Origin of the sequence: Mesorhizobium sp. WSM4935 (assembly GCF_029625735.1) — a bacterium.
Classification (GTDB): Bacteria; Pseudomonadota; Alphaproteobacteria; order Rhizobiales; family Rhizobiaceae; genus Mesorhizobium.
The window spans coordinates 79,770-99,365 of the sequence record NZ_JARTVR010000008.1; the positions used below are offsets into that span (position 1 = coordinate 79,770).

Consider the following 19,596-nt stretch of genomic DNA (forward strand, 5'->3'; position numbering starts at 1 on the left):
CTCAGCCCAACCTCGGTAGCCAATAGATGAGCAGGTAGATCGGGATCCAGGTGAGGACCACGAAATCCCAGTAGAAAACATTGTCGCCGACATCGCCGTAGCGCCGGCCGCTATAGCCGTGGTGCGTAAACATCAGCACCGTCAGAACGATCGTGTCGCCAACATCGGTGATCAGATGCGTGGTGTGCAGACCGAGCAGCACCCAGACCATCGAGCCGTAAGCATTCGTGTCCCAGTAGATGTTCAGCGCCGGAAACTCGAACCAGCGCACGATGAGCGGCGCGATGCCGAGCAGCGACATCACCACCATGCCGATCCGCACCGGCCCCATTGCGCATTGCTTGGCATAGCGGTTGAGCATGTGGTTCGGCACCAGGCTGACCACGAGAAGCAGCGTCACGATCGTTCCCGGCCAATGGTTGGGCTCCGGTGCGCTCAGACGCCAGTTGGGCCACAACGTCGCCAGATAGAGATAGGCGCCGGCGGCCAGTGCAAAGCCCGTGCCTTCCAACGCCATGAAGCCTAGCGTGCCCCACCAGGTCGGGCTGCGCGGGCCATGTCCAAAGGTCGGCAGGCCGGAAAGATCGACGGCGGGACGCTGGCTCATTCTTCGTCCTCCGGATCGCCTTTCGGCCAGAACCAGCCGATCAAGGTGATGGCGATCGGCGCCGCGCCCCAGACGATCGCCCAGGGCGTGAAGATCGAGTAGAGGAAAGTGCCGCCGACAGCGATGGCCGCCAGCAGCGGCCAGATCGACGGCGTCGCCGATTTCTCGCGGATGTCGGGATGGGCTTCCGCCACGGTTGAGACGAGCAGTTCGCGCACGTCGACGCGAAGCCCGGTCGCGACGGGAAGCGCCTCGCGTTCGGCCCAGAGCGGCTCGACATTCGTCACCAGCGGAATACGCGCGAAGTTATAGCTGGGCGGCGGCGAGGACGTGGCCCATTCAAGCGTGCCGGCATCCCAGGGGTTGTCCCCAGCCGGCGCGCCCTTCAAGGCGCCATGCACGAGGTTGAACGCGAACAGCACGAAGCTCAGGAAGAAGAGCACCGCACCGCCGGTGATGAAGAGGTTGATGTTCCCCCAGCCAAGCTCGGCCGGATAAGTGTAGACCCTGCGCGGCATGCCCCACAGGCCGACGATGTGCATGGGGAAGAAAGCCGCGTTGAAGCCGATCATCGCCAGCCAGAAGTGCCAGCGCCCGAGGCGCTCGCTCATCATGCGGCCGGTGATTTTGGGAAACCAGAAATAGGCGGCTCCGAGCAGCGGGAAGACCGAGCCGCCTATCAGCACGTAATGGAAGTGCGCGACGACGAAATAGGTGTCGTGCACCTGCAGGTCGAGAGGCACGGAGGCGAGCATGACACCGGTGAGGCCGCCGATGACGAAGATGAAGAAGAAGCCGAAGACGAACAGCAGCGGCGTGCGGATCACCGGTCTGCCGTCCCAGAGAGTCGCCAGCCAGCAGAAGATCTGAACGCCGTTGGGGATCGCGATCATCATACTCGAGGCGGTGAAGAAGCTGGCGCCGAGCTTCGGCAGCCCGGTCGCGAACATGTGGTGGACCCAGAGGCCGAACGACAGAAAACCGACGGCGATCAACGAGAGGACCAAACCGAGGTGGCCGAACATCGGGCGCCGGGCGAAAGCGGGAATGATGGCGGAGACCATGCCTGTCGCCGGCAGGAAGATGATATAGACTTCGGGATGGCCGAAAAACCAAAACAGGTGCTGGAACAGCAACGCGTCGCCACCCTCCGCCGGGTTGAAGATATGCGTGCCGACGAGCCGATCGAGGATCAGAAACGTGGAGGTAACCATTACCGCCGGCATGGCGAAGACGACGACGAAAGACGTGACCAGGAGCGCCCAGACATAGAGCGGGATCTTGTCCAGCGACATGCCGGGTGAGCGCTGCTTGAACACGGTGACGATGGTCGCGACGGCGACCGCGAGCGACGAGACCTCGGTATAGGTGATCATCTGCGCCCACACGTCGGCGCGCTTGCCAGGGCTGTATTCCGGTCCCGACAGCGGCACATAGGCGAACCAGCCGACATCCGGCGCCATCGAGAGGGCGAAAGATATCCAGGCGAAGAGACCTCCTGAGACATAGATCCAGTAGCTGAAGGCGTTGAGGCGCGGGAAGGCGATGTTGCGGGTGCCGACCATCAACGGCACCAGATAGATGCCTGTCGCCTGGACGATGGGCACGGCGAACAGAAACATCATGGTGACGCCATGCATCGTGAACAGCTGGTTGTAGAGATCCGGGCCGATCAGGCCGCGTTGCGGGCCCGAGAGCTGGATGCGCATGGCGACGGCGTTGAGCCCACCGAGACAGAGGAACAGGAAGGCGGTGATCAGGTAGCGGCGTGCGATGACCTTATGGTCGACGCTCGACAGCGCGCCGATGATGCCGGGGGGCGTGCGCCAAGTCCGCGCCAGCCAGCGGTGCAGGCTGGCGTCGTCCATACCGGTGTCGCGCGGTCCGTCACGCTCGGGCGCGATGTCGCCTTTGGGCGTCGCCTCACGTTCCCGCGGCAGGTCGCGTTCGCTGGTCAGGTCCGCGCTGCTCATTTCAGCCCCTCGAGGTAGGCGACGATCGCGTTGAGCTCGTCGCCATTGAGTTGGACCACCGGCATGTGGGAGCCGGGCTTCACGCCTTGCGGATCGGCTATCCAGGCAGCGAGATTGCCGCGGCTCATCCTCAATGTTCCGGCCGCGAGCGTCTGCCGGCTCGCAACATGGGTGAGATCGGGCGCGACCGTTCCCCCCGCGGGTGTGCCGCCGATCTTGTGACACATGACGCAGGGGCGTTTCAGGAAGAGGTCCTCGCCGGCCATGGCCTCATCGCTCATTGGCTCAGCGGCCGGCTGCAACTGATCGTTCCACCAGGCGTCGAACTTTGCGCGCGGCTCGGCGATAATGAAGGTGCCCATGTTGGCGTGCTGCGCGCCGCAGAACTCGGCGCATTGGCCTCGGTAGACGCCGGGTTTGTCGGCCTTGATGTCGAGCACATTCATACGACCCGGAATAAGGTCGAGCTTGCCGGAAAGGCTCGGGACCCAGAAGGAGTGGATGACGTCGGTCGAGGTGAGAAGAAGCCGCACCGGCTCGCCGGCCGGAATATGGATTTCGTTCGCGGTGGTCAGGATGCGGCTCGGCGTGGCGTCCTCGTAGCGCACCTCCCACCACCATTGATGGCCAGTGACGCGGATGGTCAGGGCGGCATCCGAGCCGATCGCGGCAAGGGTCCTGTTGGCGAAGAAGCTAAGGAGCGTGAGGCCGACCAGGATCACGGCGGTCAGCCCGACGGCGGTCATCACCACGCGCAGCTTGCGACTGTCGGCGCCGGCGTCGAGCACGAGCGGCTCAGCGCGCACCCGCGATCGCATCATCAATGGTATGGCCAAGGCGATCATCACCAGCACCCACACCACTGCGCATAGCCCGGTGAAGAACCAGATCAGCCATGCGAGCTCGCTCGCCGCGGGACCTTTCGGGTCGAGAGCCGATTGCCAGCCTGCGCACCCCTGAAAAAACAGGGCGATTGCCGTGGCGAACGCAATCGAGGCGAGGCGTTTCACGGTGACTTCCCCAGCGTGGCGGCATCCGGCATGCGGTTTTCCGACGGGTGCGCCATCATGTCGTCATTGCGCGACGGCGCGGCGGAGGAGGGCGCATTGCCGCTCAACGAGCGAACGAAGGCCGCGAGCTCCCAAATCTGGTCGTCGGGGATCTTGTCGCGGAAGCTCGGCATGCCGTTCGGACGACCGTCGCGGATCGTGGCGTGGATGCTTTCCATCGAGCTGCCATAGATCCACTTTTCGTCCATTAGAGCCGGGCCCATGCCGCCGCCGCCATTGGCATGGCACCCCGAGCAGTTGAACCAGCCGAAAAGGCGCTTGCCTTCGCTCAGATGAAAGGCATTGGCCTCGAAGCTTGCCGCTTTGTTGTCTGTGGGGGAGGGCCGCTGGCCGCCGGGTTCCAGAGTTGTCACCGGCGTCGGCTGCTCACCGGAGCCGAGCGCCGATTGCGGGCGTGTGTCCCGCTCCTCGCGCTGGCAGGCCGCCAGCGCTAAGATCGCCAGGAGAAGCATGGCGGCAGTCGGTCTCATCGCACCGGGCTCCCGGCCATGTCGAGACGCGGCACGCCATATTGCGTCAGAATCGCGTCGATTTCCGCCTTGTGCCTGGCGAGCGCGCTGTTCACCTCGCTACACAGCGCATCGTTCTCGCGCCGAACGCCCATCGAGATGTCGTACACCAGCGGCAATTGCGGCCCGTCGATGCGAGGCGCAACCGGTGTGATCCGCAGCGGCACCTTCTGTTTCTGGGCGAAGTAGCCGGCGAGCGGACCCCAGACCACCGCGAGGTCAATCTCGCCGCTCGCCACCGCTTCGACGATGCGCGCCGGAGGATTGGGAGCGGAGTAATCGCCATAGACGGGGTAGCCGATGAGATGCCCGACGATGCCGCGGCGGCCAAGGGCCTGCACGGGAGGCGAGTTGGCGCCGTCATCGCCGATGAGCTGGACGCCGATGCGCAAGGCGCGCAGCCGCGGATCGTTGAAGGAGGTCACGTCCGGGGTGCTCTGGCGGGTCACGAAGACATAGGATGAGCGGTAGTAGGGCCTGGTGGTGCGCAGCATTTCGAGATTGGCCGGCGTGCCGGGCACAAGATCGCACAGGCCCGCCTTCAGCGTGTTGCGCACGAAGCCGCGGCGCTGCGCCCACCAGGTGTAGGTCAGCTTGGCGCCGAGATCGCCGGCGATGATTTCGGCGATCCTGTTCTCGAAGCCCTGACCGGCCGCGTTGGAAAATGGAAGGTTGTTCGGGTCGGCGCAGACCCTGAGCTCACGAGCGCCGGCTGTCGCCGGCAGGAGCAGGAAGGCAAGCGCGGTGATGCCGAGCGCGATGCGCGGGAACAGCTTCCGTGCGACGCTGTGGATCAAGCCGAATACATCAGGGCAGACGGAACACATAGAGCGTGCCTCCCGCCGTGGTCGCGTTCTTCAGGTCCTTCATCGCATTGACGAAACCGAGCGCGGCGGTGGCGTCGCGCGGGTCGAGGTCGCCCGAGACGATGGCGCCGGCCCAGCCGCCAACGCCGGACAACACAGCCACATATTGGCGGCCGTCCGGGCCGCGATAGGTGATGGGCTGGCCGATGATGCCGGACGAGGTCTTGAACTGCCAAAGCAGGTCGCCGGTCTTGGCGCTCACGGCTTTGAACCAGCCTTCCATCGTTCCATAGAAGACCACGTCGCCGGCGGTTACGACCGCGCCGCTCCAGACCGGAAAGTTCTCCTTGAGACTCCAGGCGGGTTTCTCGGCCGCGATATCCCAGGCGGTGAAGGCGCCGCGGTTACCGCCGGGCCCGGGGATCATGCGCACGTTCATCCCGACATAGGGCGTGCCGGCGATGTAGTTCACCTCGACGCCTTCTTCATCCATGCACAGGTTGTTGTGCGGGATGTAGAGCAGGCCTGTCTTCGGCGAGAAGGCCGAAGGCTGCCAGTCCTTGAGGCCGGACGCGGTGGGGCAGATGTCGCGGACGACCTTGCCGGTACCGGTCAGCTTGTCCGGATTTTCGATCAGGCGGCCGGTTTTGAGGTCGACACCCTTGCTGGAGTTGACGGGGCCATAAGGTTTTGCAGACAGGACCTCGCCGGTGGTTCGATCAAGGACGTAGAGATAGCCGTTGCGTTCCGGCCGGACCAGCACCTTGCGTGGCTTGCCCTGCCAGTTCATGTCGAGCAGGACCTGCTCGTTGATGCCGTCATAATCGTGCAGGTCGTGCGGGGTCCACTGGTAGAACCATTTCGCCGCCCCGGTATCAGGATCGCGGGCAAAGATGCCTGATGTCCATTTGTTGTCGCCGGGCCGCAGATCGGGATTCCAGGGGCCGGGATTGCCGGTGCCGTGGAAGATCAGGTTGAGGTCCGGATCGTAGGAAATCCAGCCCCACATGTTGCCGCCGCCGATCTTCCAGGCTTCCGGCGGCCATGTCGTGACGCCGAGGTCCTTGCCTTTGTCCATGTCGTAATGCGGCTTGAAGTCGGGCCCGATCAGCACGTCCTTGTCGGGTCCGGTATTGTAAGCCGTCCACACGACATGACCGTCGCCGGCGTCGAGCGCCTTGATCCAGCCGCGAACGCCCATCTCGCCGCCGGAATTGCCGACCAGCACTTTGCCTTTCACCACAAGCGGCGCCATGGTGATGGTCTCGCCGATATTGATGTTGCCAATATGGGCGTTCCAGATCGGCTGACCGCTGTTCGCATCGAGCGCGATGGTATGGCCGTCAAGCGTGTTGAAGAAGATGCGCCCGTCCGCGAAAGCCGCGCCGCGGTTGACGACGTCGCAGCAGGCAACCCCTTGCGCGGCGGGCTCAGGATTGGGCTCGTATTTCCATTTGATCGGCGCGCCGGGCTTGGACAGGTCGAGCGCGTAGACGATGTTGGGAAACGGCGTCACGATATACATCGTGTTCCCGATGACCAGCGGCGCCGCTTCCTGGCCCTTGTTCACTCCGGTCGAGAAGGTGAAGGCGACCTGCAGGTTCTTGACATTGGCTTCGTTGACTTCCGCGAGCTCGCTATAGCGGGTCGAGGCGTAGTTCTTGGCCGGCATCGTCCATTGCCCGTCATCGGGCGGCGCGGCCGCGGCAGGCGGAGAGATCGCCGGCGACGGCGGGGTTTCCGAAGCGGCTGTCAGCAAGGGGATGCAGACCAGCAGCATCGCTTTAAGAACGCCAAGATGTTTTCGGGATACCGCTGGAGGATCGATACGCGCCAAGTCAATGCAGGATGCTGCAGGTTGCGTTGCTTGCTTCATTTTGGCGCCGCGCCTCCGACTCCGGCGCCGAGTTCCGCCGCGATGTCTGCCTCGTGCCCGGCACAAAGCGGGTGACCCCAGCCGGAGGCGCTTTTCCCGCCGGGATCGAGATCATAGACGATGGCATCCTTGCGGTTGGGATTGACGCCCGCCGGAACCTTGTCGAGGCCGAGGGCTGCCCGAACGCGCCAGGCGACATTGTGGTCGGCGCAGGAGGAATCGCCGCTCACGCCGAGCGCCCCAACGATTGTTTTACCGTCATACAGAGCCAAGCCCCCGCCGAACACGACGACGCCTCCGATAGGCTTGCCTATCAGCGGGTCATTGGCGCTGCCGAACGTCTTAGGGTCGCCGGCGTAAGCCGCTGCCTCGTTGACGGGGTTGGTAGCCTGCAGGCCGAACAGAGGACCACCCGGCTGCACTCCGGCATAGAGATTGGCTGTCGAAAGCGCCATGTTCGCTAGGCTGAGCCCATTGGCCGTGTTGGCCTTCTCGGCCGCGATCAGCCGGCTGCCGGGCCATTGCGCATCGGCGGTTGGCCCACTGAAGGCGACCGCGCAGACGGTACCGTCGCGGTTGACGATCGCCGCCCATTCATTGGTCTCGAAGCCGCCATTCGCGGGACCGCCGCTCGCCTTCACATTGGCCTTCAAGGCCGAGAGCAGCTTGTCGTGATCGGCTGGACAGGGTGCTTGGGCGCGAGCCGCACTCTGCATCAAGCCAAACGCCAAGACCAGAAGGCCCAGAGCTACCAACGAAAACCGACGATGAGCCATGATCCGGAAACGTTTGAAAACATTTGAGAACGTTTGTTGATGTTACCGAACTGGCAATCGTCTGCTTTGTTCCTCTTTCATGAAAAGATTGGTAGCCGACCAAGTCAGCGGGTGTGGAAGGACGCCAAGCAGCGGATTTTATTTGATCACCGGCCGCATCAAATGCGTCGGCGACAGGTCGGATCATGGCCTCGGCATTTTTTGCGACCGCAGCAGGATTGCAAAGCTATCCTGCCTGTCTGAGAGGCGAATTCCCCCGAACTGCTCCTCATCCCGATCGGGATGAGCCGCGGCTACATTTCGCTGTTGCCGATTATCCCAGCCTCGCCAGCACTAAGATTGGTGACCGGAACACGAACCGGTGTTTGCAATCGAAGGACAGGTTTGCCTGGCCGAAAAGCACGATGCCGGCGGCCTGGAACGCCTAGCGCGTGGCAAGCAGCTTTCTGGGGAGGGGAGATGGCCACCGCGCTCTAATTCCGAATACTCGCCTCGCTCAAATCGCACTTGGCCCCAGCCGGACCCGAGGCCGGTTCAACAAGGCTCTAGCCGCCGCTACCTGCTCTGGCGTTAGGCGAGCCACCGAACATCTCCACTGCTTTTTGATCCCGCCTCGAACTGGAAGCTCGAAAACATGTTCCATGCCGAAAAAACGGGAATATCATATGCAACTCGGACTGTTGCCCCTTGGAACAACGATGTTGGCGCATCGTTTGGTGGCAATGGAACAGCTTCGTTCAGATTTAGCGTCAATGGCGCAGCCGGGCTATTGGATCGCCCTCGGACTTCTCCTTATCCCTTATGGAGTGGGTGTATTTTTCCTAGTAAGGATTTGCCACTGTATGTGATTGCGCGTGTGGTGCGGTCCAAGGGTCGCGTTCGCATCTGTCGATCGGCCAAATCGCAATTTCACAGGTTGGGGCGGATACGGGAAGCTTCGCAGGTTTGACTCTCGAAAAAAGCAATGAGATCAATGCACTTGCTACATCCTCCGCACCTACCAAAAGCACCATTTAAGGTTTTGCTGCACGTTTACGAGACAGCCTACAATGTGGACTCGAGCCGTCTTTCGACCACAAAAAATACCCCACGCCCAGCGATGATCTCAGAATCGCCAAAGGCAACGGTGGATTGAGATCGGGCAAGTAGGCCGGCAACAGCAGCAGCCTGGCTGCGATTCCGCCGCTTTATGGCAAGTGAGGCGCGTCCCCATCGATCACGAGACGCTCGTGCTCCAAGAAGCGTGCCAGACCACCTGCCGCGCGTCCCGTTCATCCACCATCTGGCCGCACCGGGGACAGCGGTAGAAATACTCACTTTCGTGCTCGCGAACCTTCCCGTAGAGATGAGGTTCGAATGGGCCGAGCTCCGAGAGCTTCGTCATGTCGCCTTGTCCACCAGGGGCGTCTTCCGCTTCGGCGGCACGTAGCGCGTGACAAGCCTGAGAGTGTCGGCTTTCACGGTTACTGGAATACCCAGGTTGACTGTGACCTTGCCGGCTTCCCTGTCGACGTAAGTGACGTGCCCAATAAGCTCGATTTCTTGGCCCTGCTTCACCTTAGACGTTCGATCGACAATCGAGTGTGGCTGCCCATAGGAGGGAACGGAAACGCTTACCCAGTCCTTCGTGACACGCCTACGCACGTTGGCCGTGATGGCCACCTCATCGCCAATGTTGAAAGAGCCCTTGGCCATGTCATGACTCTGGGGCGGGGAGCGCATTATTCAAGCGCTTGCTAATGGAACATCGAACGCAGGGCGAGGGTGATCAAGCAGTCGGCGCGCGGGCTGGGCTGCTCCCATCCGCGCGCCGCGTCGGGTTGGGTGTAATCGCAACCAAGCTCACGGGTGTCAGCTTGCAAAGTGACCGGCGCCCGTTGCCTGTTGGGGTTGGAATCCCGGCGCCGGCCCGGCGAATCGGAAGCTTCGCCGCAAGATCAGAGATACGCGGCCGGGTTGCCTTCAAGGAACAGAAAAGGGAACATTGCACAGGCTAATTTTAGGGACGCCACATCTTTTTTTAATGACGGCGCGCGCCCCGGGCACAGCAGATGGGCGAACTCAACCAATTTTCCTCCAATGCCAAAGGTTCTTGCAAATCTGAGCGACAGCGATCTCCGCCGCCTGATCAGCTACTTTGTGCGCATTTTGGAGCGGAGCGATTTGGCTGACGAGCAACGCAAGCTGGTCGAACGGCGGTATGCCATTTGCATATCTGAAGCCCTTCGCCGTGGCCGCGAGCGGATTCAGAAGACGCCTTAGACTTCGGCCGCTTCGCGCCATCGCCCAAGGAGCTGAAAAAGGAAAAAGCGCAGTGGCCGAGCCTGGCCTGATCGGCGAGGTCGAAACGCTGCAGGCGAAGGAGAAGCTGCGTCGCTGAAACGCTTCTGGAAGGCCCAGCTCAATGACTCCAGCTTCGCAACTTCATGGAACAAAATCTCCCGCGGCGGGTAAGGTCTCCATGTCATCGGGTCGTTGTCTATGCGGGTCAGTGCGTTACGAAATCGCAGGTGTGCTTGCACAGCCTATAGCCTGTCACTGCACCCAATGCGCCCGCACCAGCGGCAACTTCGCGGCTATGGCGGCCTGTCGTTCGGAGGATCTTGAACTGCTAGCGTCGTCTACCCTCAGTTGGTACCGCTCGTCAGAAAACGTCGAGCGCGGCTTCTGCTCGCGTTGCGGCGGTAATCTATTCTGGAAGGCGGCTCCGGGCATTCAAACCTTCGTCGCTGCCGGAACCCTTGACCCACCGACAGGCCTGCGCCTCGCCAAGCATATTTTCGTGGGCTCGAAATCCGATTTTTATGATCTAACCGACGGCCTACCGCAGGAGCAGGATGGCTAGGCTCAGCCGGCAGACACCCGAATGGGGGTCACAGACGATCGTCGCCGACGTTGATGCTGCTATAAAGCTAGTCTGGAGCGAGCAGCGGTTTAATCAACGCAATCGCTAACGGGACGTTCGATCAGCCACTAAGTTGGGTGAATGCCGCGTGGATTATTAAGGCTTTGGCTGGTGTCTAAATCAATCGGCGACGCTCCGGGCCCACCATTATCGCCATTTGCCGATAGACTACGAGGCAGTTCGCGAAACTTGATTGACGAAGCTGATACAGCCCCTCGACGACCGCATCTGTCTTCTCGGGAACGGCAGTGTTACGCCTGATACCATGGCGTTGAGATCAACTGGCCATTTCTTGAAGCTTCCATCAACCCAGCGGTGACGACTGAGCGGGCTGCGATGCTGTGGTCCCGGAGGACGGTGAACATTTTTCCCTTGAAATGGTTTGGAGTGCCTTGGGGAAAATATTGGAAAACCACTTTGGACAATACCGGATTAACGGTCAGGACGAGCGGTGACGCGGAGCGGACACCGCCCGCCCGGGCCGTGGCGCTGCAGTGGGTCACGACGGCCGGCTCATATTTCGCTACCGAGGACGGCGATCCATGGATCCCGATCGGGCAGAATGATGCGATAAGCTGGCCCGAACTCAACGGGCTGTTCCGGCGCAGGAACATAGCCGGGGTGGAGGCACATCTTTGCTGGCTTAAGGAAAGCGGCGTCACCTGCCTCAGGCTGATGCTGGAATATGCTCAGGTACGTCACCGCTATTTCGAGCGGCCGTTGGGTCGCTTCGTTCCGGCCATGGTGCGGCTGTGGGACGACCTTTTTCGTCTCTGCGAGAAACACGGTTTGAGGATATTGCTCACCCCGTTCGATACGTTCTGGCAGTGGCGGCACTGGCGTCATCACCCCTATAATCAAGGCAAAGGAGGTGTGCTGGATCACCCCTCCCGGTTCCTGGTCTGCAGAGCCACGCGACGCGCCATCAAGGCACGGCTGGAATTCGCGGTACGCAGATGGGGAGGCAGCGGCGCACTCTTTGCTTGGGACCTCTGGAACGAGATCCATCCCGAGCAGGCTGAGGGCAGGGCCGACGATTTCGGCGACTTCATCCACGATCTCAGTGATTTCGTTCGCCGGTTGGAAGTTTCGCTCTACGGCCGCTCCCACCCGAAAACGGTTTCGCTCTTCGGACCGGAGCTTCGCTGGCGGGCGCACATGCCGCTACGCGACCCAATCTTCCGACATCCAGATCTCGATTTTGCCTCCCTCCACATCTACGAGGAGGGCACGATCGACGATCCCCGCGACACGGTGGCCCCGGCTCTTGGCATGGGGCGGATGGTCGGCGAAGCCTTGGCCGAAATCCGCGACGGACGCCCTTTCCTCGACACCGAACATGGCCCAATCCATTCCTTCAAGGACAAGAAGATCACACTGCCCGAGCCCTTCGATGACGAATATTTCCGCCATATGCAATGGGCGCACCTGGCTGCCGGTGGTGCCGGCGGCGGCATGCGCTGGCCAAACCGCAAGCCGCATGTGCTCACACCCGGCATGCGGCGGGCGCAGCGCTCGATGGCCGGTTTCCTGCCCCTGATCGACTGGCGCCGGTTCCGGCGTGTCCATCTCGGCGGCCGGGCCCGAGTTTCGCGGCCCGATGTCGCGGCGGTGGCCTGCGGCGACGATGCCCAGGCAGTGGCCTGGCTGGTGCGGCGCGCAACGATCGGGCCCAACGGCATGCTGCGGGCCGACGCGCAACCCGAGCCCGTCACAATCGACCTGCCCTGGATGGCTCCCGGTAGCTACCGCATAGTCGGCTGGGCTACTGGGGCCGGCAGGCAAACGGCGGAATGGCAGGCGCAATCCGACGGCTGGTTGAAGCTGGAGGTGCCGCCGTTCGCCACCGATCTCGCCCTGGCGATTCGTCGATGCTGAGAGGGACCGAAGCCAAGCCGCTCTCCACCTGGCCTGCTGGATGTCAGCTCTGAGGCATCTGGCGAGCCTGATCGGAGTATCTGGCGGTCCTCTGATCTCTCACGGCTGAGTGGGGGAACACTCCATCCACCTCCGGGTTCGGGAGTCGTGCGCCATGTACCGCCCGCGGGAGCCAACTCGGTTTCGGCAATGTATGAGGACCCGATCGTACCACTCGCAAAAGCTATCCGAGAGCGCAATACGGTGCTTTTTGTCGGAGCTGGTGTTTCGATGAGCGTGAGACTCCCTTCATGAGAGAAGCTGATCGAGGCCATGGCGAGCGAACTCGGCCTGGAAGCCTAAGGAGCGCGATCGCTTCCAGACGTTGGCGGAATATTACCGGATCAAGCATGGCAGCATCGGACCGCTGTGCAACTGGATGGACAGACATTGGGAGACCCCGCAATTCCTGTGCGGGTCGACATCGGCTTTGGCAACGCCGTTACGTCGGTGGCGCAGGAACTGGAGTTTCCATCGCTTCTTTCAGCCGAAGGCCCGCGCCTGAGAGCCGATCCGATCGGGGAGCTGATGTTTTTAGCGCCCACGGCCAGAAGACCTTCCAGCATATGGAGATGCTGATCTCCGCCGCCATGATCTAACCAGTGGTGGTCAGGCTTTGACGCTGCGCCAAGATGACCGGCTCGGCAGGTTCATGCTGCAAGCATTGCTTGCGCTTCGGCCCAGAGCCGACGCGTGAACTCCCCGGCGGGATCAGAGCGGGACAATCGGCCTCCTTGGCCAGCCCACGCCTGGAGCCGGTCAACCGAAGTATCCCTGTTTGCTTCACTGCGCATCGGCGCGGTCAGGCCCCTTTGTACGGGATATGGTGCGGGAGGCGGGGCATCGGGACCGGTCGCCGCGATGACATAGCGCGTTGCGATGCTGCGACCCGGCCTTCCGCTGAAAACACGGCTGACGAGGGTTCCTTCCGGCGCCGACTGCCCGATGGCATCCGCCCAAGCCGGATGGATTTCTGCTTCCGGGCAGCGCAGATATCCCGTTCCGATCTGCACCGCGCTGGCTCCGAGCGCCAGAGCCGCCACAATTCCGCGTGCGTCGGCAACGCCGCCTGTCGCAATCACCGGAACGTGGACCGCGTCAACAACAATTGGCAACAACGCAAAAAGGCCAACCAGCTCCCGCTCCGCTTTCTCCGGGTTGAACGCCGCCCTGTGTCCTCCTGCTTCCATACCCTGGACGACAATGGCGTCGGCGCCGGCTGCCTCTGCCTCCAGAGCTTCGCTCAATGTTGACACGACAGCGAACAAGAGATCCCATTCTGCCTGAGCCTCTCCACGTACACGCGCGGAAAGAGTCCCATAACTGATGACACGATCGGCGGCCTCGCCACAATGAGGGCGTCGCATTGTGCCTCGAAATCGGGTGGTACCGCATCGCCTGCCGCCGCTGGCACATCTGGTCCCCACTGAGCCAGGAACTCGCGAACCTCTTCCTCCTTCTCGCGTCGCGCGCCGGCGCGGGATCGGGAACCCAGAGATTGAGCTAAAACGGTCCGTCGGTCATGGATCGGAAGGTGCTCACCCAAGATCCGATCTCGCCGGGCTGCATGAGCAACGCTCCCAAAGCGCCAAGCCCACCAGCTTGTGCCACCGCTGCTGACAATCGGGGAGCCGGAACACCGGCCATCGGTGCCAGAAGCAAGGGGATCTCGAGGCCGTGTTGCTCGCAGAATTCTCGCGAGCGCAAACAAGAAACCATTACGGTCTTTCTCTTCAGATTACCAAGCACCCGACTTCATCTCGTCACGGGCCATCTTGCCCACCAAGACCTCGGACGGGCCGGCCCAGATATGCGCAGTTTTTTTGCGAAAATCTGGCAACCGGAGTCTCCTTCGCGCTTCGCTACTGAATGAGGATGTCAGGCCGCGTAACCCCTCGCAAAGGAGTGATTTTCAGGGACTGGGAGCAATATTCAACACGCTCTCCTGCCCCCGTTTTCGCGGTTCAGAAAATGCGCTCAAGGCTCCGCGGCGATCAGGTGACCTTATTGCCCTTGCGCGCAGCCGGTCCGGGACGCCGTTCCGCCCTTCGGTCTGGGACAAACGCTACGCGCATACTTGTCGGCCGCGGTCGGGATTGCGTTGCGCTGAACCCCCAATCTCAGCAGCGTGAAGTCGCTGAGTTTGCTCAACTCCACCTGAGCCTTGCGTCGCAGGGCGTTCCGCACCAACGAACTCGCCAGCACTGCGGTCGAGCGAAGCCAGTGCATCAGCGAGCAAGCCGAAGCGAGCCCTCGTGGTGGTTGTCCTGCACTCCCTTGAAGTAGACCATCGGCAAGATCTCGCGGCGTTTGGATCGGTCCCGCCGGTCGGGCAACGATCCTTCGCCCGGCACGATCGCAAACGCGATCTCGGCCCTCCGCCTACAACCATGGCAGTACCGCGACCCGTCAGCAAACGAGTCTCTTTCTGGGCCGAGGAAGAAAGTTCAGCCCACTCTGTCAGCGTATGTTCGCTGCTGTCGCCGCCATCATGACTGGGAAGATGATCGAGGGGCCGTGTGGATTGGTTGGCCGACGCGATTGAGTGCCTAGGCGAGAGAATGACGGCGGCCACGCCGATGACGATGAGCGCCATCCCGGTCAGGCGGGTTAGGTTGAAGGTCTCTCCCAGGAAGATCCACGCGGAGAGAGCACCAAAGACAGGTACAAGCAACGCAAAAGGCGCCGTTGCTGCGGCGCCGTATTGCTTGATCAATTGACCCCAGCCGGCAAAACATGCGGTCGTGGCAACAAAACCAAGGAAGAAAACCGCCCCGATCCCTTGCCAGGCCGGATGTCGCAACGCGGGCAGGATCGCGTCCTGGCCCTCATAGAGCACAGAAAGGAACAGCAAGGGCAGGGGCGGCACCAGGCACAGCCATGTCACCAAGGCGAGCATATCGACCTTGCCCGAACGACGCACGAGGATGTTGCCGAAGGTCCAACTCGTAGCGCCGGCGGCGATGCAAGCCAGACCGGCGATCGTTATGTCGTGAGCAGCGTCGGTCACGGTCCAGCCAATGACCCCGAGTCCGCTGAACGCTACGGAGATACCGCGATCTGCCAGGGCAGGATGCGCTCGCCGAGCAATCCCGCCAGAAGCACGGTGAGGATAACCTGCGTCTGCATGAGCACCGAGGCCAGACCCGCCGGCATCCCGACCTGCATCCCGACGAAGAGGAACGCGAACTGCCCTGTGAACCAGATCATCCCGACCAGGACAAGCTAGCGCCAGGGCAGCGGGGGTCGGGAGACGATGACGATCGCGGTCGCCGCCACGCTGAAACGGAGCGCCGCGAGCAGAAGTGGTGGAAAACTCTGCAGCCCTATTCGGATGATAATGAAATTGAAGCCCCAGACGGCAGCGATCAGGACTCCGAGTACCTTGTCACGAAGGGCCATTTGCTCACCTCCATCTTACCGGGGAAACTTGTGCCTGGCGCGGCCATCATCGATCTCCCGCGCGCATAGCCAGTACACCCCGTGGGACGCCGCGCATCGCCGCTGGGTTGTGCGCATTACCTACGCAGAGGCGCCTAGCAGGCCAATGATAAGCTGTCGGAGAAGGTGAACAGCTTTCACTTGTCGTTTCCGACCGATGCGCCGAATAGCAGAAAGGCGCACGCGATGCGGCGAGCAGCTTGCGGATATTGTCACGATGGCCGAGAACTCTGAACCACTGAACGCTGTTCTCGTGGCTTTGGAGATCGGCGAATCCTACACAATCCGAAAGCTGCGAAGTACGGAAACCGAAGCCTGCGACGCCTTCTTCAGCCGCCTTTGCAGCCACGATGTCCGGTGGCGATTTGGTGGGCCACGTTTATCCGGGGCTTGCCTCTTGCCTGCTCGCGTGGCGGGCCGGTGTAGCCTCGCATTTGCTGCCGCCAATATGTCGGGGGAGATCCTCGCCATCCTCAACGTCGAGTATCTTGATCCGGCCACGGCGGAGATTGCCTTGGTCGTCCGCTCGGATTTGAAGCGACGGGGGATCGGATCTGCATTGCTGCGACACGTCATGAGGTGGACGAGGGCCGCTGGACTGCGACGACTCGTTGGCCACGTCATGTCTGATAACAGGATCATGCTTCGATTGGCCTTGGCAGCCGGCTTCCGCCCGACCGCTGGCGATCAGGCCCTGATCGAATTCTCCTGGGTTGCGCCGACGGAGGCTTGATCAACGCCTCTGCTTTCGCGATAGGACTCCGATGGGAGGATTGGCGTATGTTGGATCGCGCTGTGATCCCGGGTGATGCGATGGAGTCCTGGAAGCCAAACATCGAGGAAGGGCCGGCGCCGCTCTACGAACGCATCGCAGACGCGATCGAGCGTGACATTCATGAGAGCCGGCTGGCGCCAGGTGCGCGCCTGCCGGCGCATCGTGATCTGGCGCACGCGCTGTCCATCGGCACCGGGACTGTGACCAAGGCCTATGGCGAAGCCGAGCGACGCGGCCTTCTGTCCTCTCAGGTCGGTCGGGGATCGTTCGTCACCGCTCCGATCGAGGCGCAAGATCGCGCCGCGGCCGGGCCTGTCGACCTAGCATACAACTTCCCGCCGGTGGGGCTGACATCACGCTACCTGGCGGAGGCCATGGGGAGGCTCTGGCGCCGCCAGGACTTTACTGCGACCAGCCGATACACTGCCCCGGAAGGCCTCGACAGCGTGCGCTCTGCGGCATCCCGGTGGATTCGCGACCGGCATGAGCTCGAGGTCGCTTCCGCCGGCAATCTCATCCAGACCAATGGCGGTCAGCACGGACTTTCGTTGCTTCTGCAGACGCTTTGCAGAAGCGGCGACACCGTCCTTTGCGAGGCCGTGACTTTCCACGGCCTCAAGCTGATAGCCAGGGCCGCGAATCTGAAGCTCCGCGGCATCGCCCTGGACCCGCAGGGCCTGCTTCCTGAAGCACTGGAAAGGGCGATCGCCTCGACGGGAAGCAAGGTTCTCTATACCGTGCCAACTCTGCAAAACCCGACGGCCGCCACCATGTCCGCAGCACGGCGGCGGGAGGTTGTGGCGATCGCACGCCGCTACGATGTTCTCATAATCGAGGACGACGCATATCGCGCCATTGCGCGCGGTTCTTCTCGCATGCCGCCCGCGTTGGCCGATCTTGCGCCGGAGCGCACATTCTATGTCGCGTCCGTCTCCAAAAGCATTTCGCCTGGCCTCAGGCTGGCTTTTCTGCTGCCGCCCGACACCTCATGGCGCGAGCGGATATTGGATAACATCGTTGCGACAGGCTACGCGCCACCTGCTCAGAACGCCCTCATATTCGCTCAGTGGGTGGAGGATGGCACTGTCGATGCCCTTGTCGGTAACGTGCTCCAGGAAATGCAGGCGCGCACCGCCATGGCCTTGCGCATATTGGGGGACGCGGTTTCTAAGCCGGGCGCTGACCAGACGTTGCATGTGTGGATGCCGCTGGAGTCGCTGCGGGCGGAACGTGCCTATGGCCGCGCCCTTCGCGCGGGCGTGCAGATTACGCCCCCCGATGCGCCCATGGTGGACCACAGCATAAGCGGACTGAGGATATGCCTTGGCAGTGTTACGGATCGTTCCGCACTTCAACGAGCGCTAGGGATAGTGTTGCACGCGCTGAAGGACGAGATGTCGGGCTCCTCCGCTGCTGTCGTATAGAGAATCCGAACGTTTTCTGCCCGGAATTGCGCTTGGACCAACGGTGGAGTGGGTCGCGGGGCTATTCCTGACCATGCGCAACCAGCCCCAAATTCGGCAAGCCGCTCATCGAAATCCTTGCATCGTGCGAATGCGATGGCGCCTGTGGTGAGGAGCGTGACTTGAGCTCCTGCAGGATCCAGTTTCGGAACGATTTGATTTCGGGCCGGTCAAACGATTTGTGGCTTCCCACCAGCCAGTATCTCGTCGCGACCGGAACAGGCGGTCCAGCTATCTCGATAAGGTCGCCAGCGTCAATGTAGCCGTTCATCAAGGGCTTGCGCCCCATCGCGATGCCGAGCCCCTGAATAGCCGCTTCCGCGGCCAGCTGGATGGTATCGACGTTGATCCGCCGCGACCCGGTAACAGCAGTCATGTCCTTGGCACGGAACCACGCTGCCCAGTCTTCGGAGGCGGCGGTGACATGAATCGTCGGAACCCGCTCGATCAGACGGATCTCGTCGTTGGGCCCATGCTTGCGCAACAATTCGGGGGAGCAGACTGGCACGAATGTTTCGGCGACCAGTTCCGTCCACGATTCGCTCGAGCGCGACGACGTGGCCATCCGGATGGCGAGATCGAACCCATCAGTGAGGAAATCCACATGCCTTCGCGCCGTGTCAATCGTGATGCTTATGTCCGGGTAGCGTTCCGTGAACTTTGGCAGTCTTGGCAGCAGCCAGCGATTTGCGAATGTCGGCGCCACGCTGACCGACAGCGCGCCAGTCGCCTTCCGGCGGCCGGGGAATCCCTCCGTCGCGCTCGCCAGGATTTTCAGCGCATGGTGGACTTCCGACGCATAGGTCTCCCCCGCGGGAGTGAGAGTGAGGCCCCGGGCGTCCCGCAGAAAAAGCTCCGCCCCCAACCAATGTTCGAGCGTCCGCAGGCCGTGACTTACCGCGCTTGGGGTGACATGGACCTCTTCGGCGGCCTGTTTAAAACTGCCGAGCCTCGCCGCGGCCTCGAAAAGGCGCAGCGTGTTCATCGGGGGAAGCCTGAAACCCATGATCTTCCTCGTCCCCAGATGCCGGCATGCCCAGGAGCCGGCTGCACCCCGAGTAGTCACACCGGCGGCGTCTCTAAGTCAATATTGATATTGTATCTGATACAATTTTCCAGCCTGCCAGCTGTTCGCGCGTGAGCCAGTTTCATCGGCGGCAAGCAAGATTCGTTTGCGGGCTCTTACCCCCGGCCTGATCTTCCCGGGCGAAAATCATGTCGAGGAGATTGCCGTGACGATGCCCCGCTGCGACATCGCCGCCCTTGGTCAACGCTCTCCGTTATGCTGGCCGATAAGACTCTGCAGGATCTTGGCGAGCAGGAGGAGGGTCTCCGCGCTCTTGGAATTGAGCGACCACGAATTGAACGATATCGGACTGTCGAGCCACGACGTGCGGCTGGTGCTGAAACTCCCGCTTTCCATGGACCCCGCCGAGTCGCTTCGCGAAATCGCACGGCGCCGGGGTATTGACCTTTAA

18 protein-coding genes are annotated in these 19,596 nt (G+C 62.0%); 5 read left to right on the forward strand and 13 right to left on the reverse strand.

What is annotated here, in order from left to right:
* Position 1: 1 nt before the first annotated feature.
* From P9273_RS19275 to P9273_RS19310, 8 genes are all read right to left on the reverse strand, one after another.
* Positions 2-607, reverse strand: a complete 606-nt coding sequence (locus tag P9273_RS19275) for a cytochrome c oxidase subunit 3 (protein ID WP_278050324.1) — start codon at positions 605-607, stop codon at positions 2-4.
* Positions 604-2,580 (reverse strand): cytochrome c oxidase subunit I, encoded by a 1,977-nt coding sequence (ctaD, locus tag P9273_RS19280; protein WP_278050325.1) that lies wholly within the window; start codon positions 2,578-2,580, stop codon positions 604-606. Before ctaD ends, P9273_RS19275 begins: the two co-directional genes overlap by 4 nt.
* Entirely contained in the window at positions 2,577-3,590 is a 1,014-nt protein-coding gene (gene coxB / locus P9273_RS19285) for a cytochrome c oxidase subunit II (protein WP_278050326.1), read from the reverse strand. The genes ctaD and coxB overlap by 4 nt, the downstream gene beginning before the upstream one ends.
* Positions 3,587-4,120, reverse strand: a complete 534-nt coding sequence (locus P9273_RS19290; protein ID WP_278050327.1) for a c-type cytochrome — start codon at positions 4,118-4,120, stop codon at positions 3,587-3,589. Before P9273_RS19290 ends, coxB begins: the two co-directional genes overlap by 4 nt.
* A complete protein-coding gene (locus P9273_RS19295) occupies positions 4,117-4,986 on the reverse strand; it encodes a substrate-binding domain-containing protein (RefSeq protein ID WP_442920240.1) in 870 nt (289 codons plus the stop codon). Before P9273_RS19295 ends, P9273_RS19290 begins: the two co-directional genes overlap by 4 nt.
* Entirely contained in the window at positions 4,967-6,745 is a 1,779-nt protein-coding gene (locus P9273_RS19300; protein ID WP_278050328.1) for a methanol/ethanol family PQQ-dependent dehydrogenase, read from the reverse strand. Before P9273_RS19300 ends, P9273_RS19295 begins: the two co-directional genes overlap by 20 nt.
* Before the next feature lie 92 nt (positions 6,746-6,837).
* A complete protein-coding gene (locus tag P9273_RS19305) occupies positions 6,838-7,557 on the reverse strand; it encodes a heme-binding protein (RefSeq protein WP_278050329.1) in 720 nt (239 codons plus the stop codon).
* Between the two features lie 1,440 nt (positions 7,558-8,997).
* Complete coding sequence (locus P9273_RS19310) at positions 8,998-9,312, reverse strand: hypothetical protein (protein ID WP_278050330.1); 315 nt, start codon at positions 9,310-9,312, stop codon at positions 8,998-9,000.
* 766 nt (positions 9,313-10,078) lie between these two features.
* Between P9273_RS19310 and P9273_RS19315 the strand changes: the two genes are divergently transcribed.
* On the forward strand, positions 10,079-10,462 hold the full coding sequence (locus P9273_RS19315) for a GFA family protein (protein WP_442920243.1): 384 nt from the start codon (positions 10,079-10,081) through the stop codon (positions 10,460-10,462).
* A 375-nt stretch (positions 10,463-10,837) separates the two neighbouring features.
* Entirely contained in the window at positions 10,838-12,400 is a 1,563-nt protein-coding gene (locus P9273_RS19320) for a hypothetical protein (RefSeq protein WP_278050332.1), read from the forward strand.
* Between the two features lie 689 nt (positions 12,401-13,089).
* On the opposite strand, the gene P9273_RS19325 is transcribed toward P9273_RS19320, so the two are convergent.
* The 4 genes from P9273_RS19325 to P9273_RS19340 all read right to left on the reverse strand — a co-directional run bounded on the left by P9273_RS19325 (position 13,090) and on the right by P9273_RS19340 (position 15,841).
* The gene (locus P9273_RS19325; protein ID WP_278050333.1) at positions 13,090-13,707 is read right to left on the reverse strand and encodes an NAD(P)H-dependent flavin oxidoreductase; all 618 of its coding nucleotides are present in this window, start codon (positions 13,705-13,707) and stop codon (positions 13,090-13,092) included.
* Positions 13,708-13,942: 235 nt separating this feature from the next.
* Complete coding sequence (locus P9273_RS19330) at positions 13,943-14,158, reverse strand: nitronate monooxygenase (protein WP_336619397.1); 216 nt, start codon at positions 14,156-14,158, stop codon at positions 13,943-13,945.
* Positions 14,159-14,504: 346 nt separating this feature from the next.
* The gene (locus tag P9273_RS19335) at positions 14,505-15,449 is read right to left on the reverse strand and encodes a DMT family transporter (protein WP_278050334.1); all 945 of its coding nucleotides are present in this window, start codon (positions 15,447-15,449) and stop codon (positions 14,505-14,507) included.
* A 215-nt stretch (positions 15,450-15,664) separates the two neighbouring features.
* Positions 15,665-15,841, reverse strand: a complete 177-nt coding sequence (locus tag P9273_RS19340; protein WP_278050335.1) for an EamA family transporter — start codon at positions 15,839-15,841, stop codon at positions 15,665-15,667.
* A gap of 256 nt (positions 15,842-16,097) precedes the next feature.
* Here P9273_RS19340 and P9273_RS19345 point away from each other — a divergent pair, with 256 nt between their 5' ends.
* On the forward strand, positions 16,098-16,613 hold the full coding sequence (locus tag P9273_RS19345; protein ID WP_278050336.1) for a GNAT family N-acetyltransferase: 516 nt from the start codon (positions 16,098-16,100) through the stop codon (positions 16,611-16,613).
* 47 nt (positions 16,614-16,660) lie between these two features.
* Positions 16,661-18,079 carry an aminotransferase-like domain-containing protein gene (locus P9273_RS19350; RefSeq protein ID WP_278050337.1) on the forward strand — a complete coding sequence of 473 codons (1,419 nt, stop codon included), beginning with the start codon at positions 16,661-16,663 and terminating at the stop codon, positions 18,077-18,079.
* Positions 18,080-18,140: 61 nt separating this feature from the next.
* Here the strand turns inward: P9273_RS19350 and P9273_RS19355 are convergent, their stop codons facing one another.
* Positions 18,141-19,103 (reverse strand): LysR substrate-binding domain-containing protein, encoded by a 963-nt coding sequence (locus P9273_RS19355; RefSeq protein WP_278050338.1) that lies wholly within the window; start codon positions 19,101-19,103, stop codon positions 18,141-18,143.
* A 253-nt stretch (positions 19,104-19,356) separates the two neighbouring features.
* Between P9273_RS19355 and P9273_RS32390 the strand changes: the two genes are divergently transcribed.
* Complete coding sequence (locus P9273_RS32390) at positions 19,357-19,596, forward strand: DUF1127 domain-containing protein (protein ID WP_442920244.1); 240 nt, start codon at positions 19,357-19,359, stop codon at positions 19,594-19,596.

Bases quoted from the DNA above. Each gene is read 5' to 3' on its own strand.
- P9273_RS19275 (WP_278050324.1), bottom strand. From the start codon at position 607: ATGAGCCAGCGTCCCGCCGTCGATCTTTCCGGCCTGCCGACCTTTGGA.
- P9273_RS32390 (WP_442920244.1), top strand. From the start codon at position 19,357: ATGCCCCGCTGCGACATCGCCGCCCTTGGTCAACGCTCTCCGTTATGC.
- P9273_RS19300 (WP_278050328.1), bottom strand. From the start codon at position 6,745: ATGCTGCTGGTCTGCATCCCCTTGCTGACAGCCGCTTCGGAAACCCCG.
- P9273_RS19290 (WP_278050327.1), bottom strand. From the start codon at position 4,120: ATGAGACCGACTGCCGCCATGCTTCTCCTGGCGATCTTAGCGCTGGCG.
- P9273_RS19350 (WP_278050337.1), top strand. From the start codon at position 16,661: ATGTTGGATCGCGCTGTGATCCCGGGTGATGCGATGGAGTCCTGGAAG.
- P9273_RS19295 (WP_442920240.1), bottom strand. From the start codon at position 4,986: ATGTGTTCCGTCTGCCCTGATGTATTCGGCTTGATCCACAGCGTCGCA.
- P9273_RS19330 (WP_336619397.1), bottom strand. From the start codon at position 14,158: ATGGTTTCTTGTTTGCGCTCGCGAGAATTCTGCGAGCAACACGGCCTC.
- P9273_RS19310 (WP_278050330.1), bottom strand. From the start codon at position 9,312: ATGGCCAAGGGCTCTTTCAACATTGGCGATGAGGTGGCCATCACGGCC.
- P9273_RS19355 (WP_278050338.1), bottom strand. From the start codon at position 19,103: ATGAACACGCTGCGCCTTTTCGAGGCCGCGGCGAGGCTCGGCAGTTTT.
- ctaD (WP_278050325.1), bottom strand. From the start codon at position 2,580: ATGAGCAGCGCGGACCTGACCAGCGAACGCGACCTGCCGCGGGAACGT.
- P9273_RS19340 (WP_278050335.1), bottom strand. From the start codon at position 15,841: ATGGCCCTTCGTGACAAGGTACTCGGAGTCCTGATCGCTGCCGTCTGG.
- P9273_RS19345 (WP_278050336.1), top strand. From the start codon at position 16,098: ATGGCCGAGAACTCTGAACCACTGAACGCTGTTCTCGTGGCTTTGGAG.
- P9273_RS19315 (WP_442920243.1), top strand. From the start codon at position 10,079: ATGTCATCGGGTCGTTGTCTATGCGGGTCAGTGCGTTACGAAATCGCA.
- P9273_RS19305 (WP_278050329.1), bottom strand. From the start codon at position 7,557: ATGCAGAGTGCGGCTCGCGCCCAAGCACCCTGTCCAGCCGATCACGAC.